This window comes from Catenulispora rubra (assembly GCF_015356825.1).
Taxonomy (GTDB): Bacteria; Actinomycetota; Actinomycetes; order Streptomycetales; family Catenulisporaceae; genus Catenulispora; species Catenulispora rubra.
The window spans coordinates 1-973 of the sequence record NZ_JAACYW010000653.1 but is presented as its reverse complement, the minus strand read 5'-3'; the positions used below and the strand labels follow the sequence as shown (position 1 = coordinate 973).

Sequence of the window (973 nt, the reverse complement as noted above, 5' to 3'; positions counted from 1 at the left end):
CGAGGGGGCGCTGATCGCGACCGTCGTGAAGGAAGGGCTGCTCCGGGTCCACCCCGCACCCTGAGTCGTCTTCGCATCGGCTTCCCATCGTCTTTGCGTCGTCTTTGAGCCGCCACCGGACCGAACCGCCGGCCGGCACCTACCCCCTACGGGGATCCGCTAGTCTCGACGGCGTCCCCACCGACCCGCCGCGGCGAAGAAGAATGAGGTCAGCGCGCAGATGTCCGTGTACCAGGCGGCGAAATTCTTCGTCGAACCCCTCGTGAAGCTCGTCTACCGGCCGCGCGTCGAGGGCCTGGAGAACATCCCCGCCACCGGGGCCGCCATCCTGGCCGCCAACCACCTGTCGTTCTCAGACTCCTTCTTCATCCCGGTGGTGGTCCCCCGCCACGTGACCTTCATCGCCAAGGCCGAGTACTTCAACACCCGCGGCCTGAAGGGGATGTGGAACAAGTACTTCTACGCCCGCTTCGCCGGCGCCGTCCCCATCGACCGCTCCGGCACCCGCAACGCCACCACCGCGGCCCTGGAGGGCGCCGTGGCGGTCCTGGACGCCGGCGACCTGTTCGGCATCTACCCGGAGGGCACACGCTCCCCCGACGGCAAGCTCTACCGCGGCCGCACTGGCATCGCCGAGATCGCCCTCCGCTCGGGCGCGCCGATCATCCCGATCGGCATCGTCGGCACCGACCGCGTCCAGCCGCCCGGCAAGAAGATCCCGCGCCTGAGCCGCGTGACCATCCGCATCGGCGCCCCCCTGGACCTGGCCGCGGCCAAGGCGCTGGGCAAGCCCGCACTGGTGCGCCGGGCGATCACGGACGAGGTCATCGAGGAGATCCAGAAGCTGTCGGGGCAGGAGTACCGGGCGGTTTACGCCTCCGACGTCAAGGAAGGGAAGGCGGCGGCCTGAGCCGCCCCGACCTGCTAAGGCTCCCGACCTGCTAAGCCTTTTGAGACAGCGTCAAGGGCCGGC

At 69.4% G+C, this 973-nt stretch carries 1 protein-coding gene; it reads left to right on the top strand.

Translation table 11 applies throughout. The features are described 5' to 3' along the window. Nucleotides 1–220: 220 nt before the first annotated feature. Nucleotides 221–910 (top strand): lysophospholipid acyltransferase family protein, encoded by a 690-nt coding sequence (locus tag GWK61_RS54780; RefSeq protein WP_194922324.1) that lies wholly within the window; start codon nt 221–223, stop codon nt 908–910. Nucleotides 911–973 lie beyond the last annotated feature (63 nt).